Raw genomic sequence first — 2,701 nt, 5'->3', positions numbered from 1 at the left:
AAAGCCTCTTACGGGGTCAAGAAAGGAAACGCCGCCGCGGAAAGGATACTGGAAATTCTGGAAACGGAAAATCCCATATCCGACAAGCCCAATGCCACCGAAAAAACCAGTTTCGAAAAAGGGATCACGCTCGAAAATATCTCTTTCAAATATGAGGATGATTATGTATTGAAAAACTTCGATCTCATTGTTCAAAAAGGGCAGACTATTGCCTTGGTTGGCCAATCTGGAAGCGGCAAGAGTACCATTGCCAATCTGGTAACCCGTTTTTACGACGTCAATCAGGGAAAAATTAAAATCGATGGTACCGATATAAAGGATATCACTAAAAAATCATTGCGGCAGCTGATGGGACTGGTTACCCAAGATTCCATTCTGTTCAATGACAGCGTGGCCAAAAACATTTCCCTGGGCAAAGAAACCGCGAGTCGGGAGGAAATTATAGAAGCGGCCAAAATTGCGAACGCGCACGAATTTATAGAGGGCCTTCCCAAAGGTTACGATACTAATATCGGCGATAGCGGCAACAAATTGAGTGGCGGACAAAAACAACGTTTGTCGATTGCCCGGGCCGTCCTTAAAAATCCACCGATCATGATCTTGGACGAGGCCACCTCGGCCCTTGATACGGAAAGCGAACGTTTGGTGCAGGACGCGCTGGAGAAAATGATGCGAAACCGCACCTCCATCGTCATTGCGCACCGACTTTCCACCATTCAAAACGCCAACAAGATTGTTGTGCTACAAAGGGGGGAAGTTGTTGAGCAGGGCTCTCACATCGAACTACTTGCGCAAAACGGAGTGTATAAGAAGTTGGTGGAAATGCAGTCATTAGGTTGAGCAGGGTTACAGATTTCAGGTCACAGGTTAAAATTTTTAAAACTTTAGTTGTTTCCTAATTTGATGTCTTAAACCTTTTCCTAATTTTAGCGTCTAATCACAGAAAACACCTCCGAATATTGATCGCCGAAGAAACTTTAGTGCAGGATCTACAGCATCCGGAAACCCGTTCGCAGGCTTTCAAGGTGCTCGTCGACACCTACAAACAGAGGTTGTATTGGCACATTCGAAGAATCGTGCTGAACCACGACGACGCCGATGATGTTCTGCAGAATACGTTTATCAAGGTGTACCGGAATATCGAGGGCTTTAAGGGCGAAAGCAAGCTGTATTCGTGGATGTACCGTATCGCAACGAACGAGGCCTTGTCCCTTTTGAAAAGCAACGCCAGAAAACTCGACATAGGTACTGGGGAATTACAGGATAGGATGCTTGGCAACCTAAAGGCGGATGTCTATTTTGAGGGTGACGCCATTCAGTTGAAATTGCAAAAAGCGATCGCCACCCTTCCGGAAAAACAGAAGCTCGTTTTTAACATGAAGTATTTCGAGGAACTGAAGTATACCGAAATTTCGGAAATTCTGGAAACCTCTGTAGGCGGACTGAAAGCCTCATACCATTTGGCGGTAAAAAAAATAGAGGCGTATCTGAAAGAAGGGGGCTAATATTTTAAGACCTTACAGCAGATGATTAGATTATAGGAAGTGATATCTCGAAAAAAAATCAAAGGTACCACACAATCGGTCGAAACTTATAAAAATGCTACCCATTGGATTAAATATTAAACCTTTTAAGCATTTGACAGTCAAAGTAAAACAATGAAGGAACTGAATCAAAAAAATCCGTTTAAAACTCCCGAAGGGTATTTCGAGGATTTTTCCAACGCCCTTTTGAAAAGGCTTCCGGAGAAAGATACCTATATTCCCGAAAATGAAGGATTTATCGTTCCGGATGCCTATTTTGAAGGTGTACACGAACACATCCGACAAAGACTGGAAGCGGAGGAAACCAAGGTCATCCCCTTACATCCTTACAAAAAATTGTACTTCGCTGCGGCATCCATCGCTGCGGTTGCCCTAGTAGTTTTTATGTTAAACTCAAATACATCCCAAGAAATAACTTTTGAAGACATTGCCAATTCCGAAATAGATACCTATTTTGAGATAAACTCTTTGGATTTCAGTCCGTATGAAATCGCTGAAGTAGTACCTGTAGATGAATTGGAAATCAGTGATCTGATGTCAAATACATTTAATGAGGATGTTATCTTCAACTACCTTGACAGCCATACCGACGAATTCGAAGAACTAAACCTTGAATACGATGAATAATATAAAACTACTGTTCGTATGGACATTGCTACTGACCTCATCGCAATTTTACGCACAGCACAAACCCGATAAGGACAAAATAAAATCCCTCAAAATAGCCTTTATTACGGAACGTTTGGCTTTAAGTTCTAAGGAAGCCCAAGCGTTTTGGCCCGTGTACAACGAGTATGAAGAAAAACGTGAGGCTATGCGGGAAAGGGAACATACGCAGATACGCGAGAAAATACGCAATTCGGAAAATCTATCGGAAAAAGAGGCCGCCGAGCTTATCAAACACTACCTAAGGTTCGAGGAAGAAGAAGAAGAGCTTGATAAAAATTTTTTAGAGAGTATTGGAAAGGTCATTCCGGCAAAAAAGACGCTTCTATTACTGCGTTCGGAGTATGAGTTCAAAAAACAGCTGTTGAAGCAGTACCGGCATAATAAGGGGTGAGCTATACCCCATCTGCCTGCCGTTGGCGGAAAATCGTGCAGGTCGACCCGTTTCATCTGAACACCAACTTGGCAATCCTGTTCCTACCCGCGGCATA

At 43.1% G+C, this 2,701-nt stretch carries 4 protein-coding genes; all 4 read left to right on the top strand.

Translation table 11 applies throughout. From position 1 onward, the window contains the following. The coding region (locus ACEW8S_RS14715; RefSeq protein ID WP_373518888.1) for an ABC transporter ATP-binding protein at positions 1 to 840 on the top strand (840 nt) is incomplete at its 5' end. Between the two features lie 119 nt (positions 841 to 959). Then, a complete protein-coding gene (locus ACEW8S_RS14710) occupies positions 960 to 1,505 on the top strand; it encodes an RNA polymerase sigma factor (RefSeq protein ID WP_373518887.1) in 546 nt (181 codons plus the stop codon). A 153-nt stretch (positions 1,506 to 1,658) separates the two neighbouring features. Further along, entirely contained in the window at positions 1,659 to 2,171 is a 513-nt protein-coding gene (locus ACEW8S_RS14705) for a hypothetical protein (RefSeq protein WP_373518886.1), read from the top strand. After that, complete coding sequence (locus ACEW8S_RS14700) at positions 2,164 to 2,604, top strand: hypothetical protein (RefSeq protein ID WP_373518885.1); 441 nt, start codon at positions 2,164 to 2,166, stop codon at positions 2,602 to 2,604. The genes ACEW8S_RS14705 and ACEW8S_RS14700 overlap by 8 nt, the downstream gene beginning before the upstream one ends. Positions 2,605 to 2,701 lie beyond the last annotated feature (97 nt).

The organism is Pricia sp. (genome assembly GCF_041745955.1).
Classification (GTDB): Bacteria; Bacteroidota; Bacteroidia; order Flavobacteriales; family Flavobacteriaceae; genus Pricia.
Note: the sequence above shows the minus strand (reverse complement) of the source record. Positions and strands in the feature narration are given on the sequence as shown.

Coding starts and splice junctions, on each gene's coding strand:
- ACEW8S_RS14700 (WP_373518885.1), top strand. CDS start 2,164: ATGAATAATATAAAACTACTGTTCGTATGGACATTGCTACTGACCTCA.
- ACEW8S_RS14705 (WP_373518886.1), top strand. CDS start 1,659: ATGAAGGAACTGAATCAAAAAAATCCGTTTAAAACTCCCGAAGGGTAT.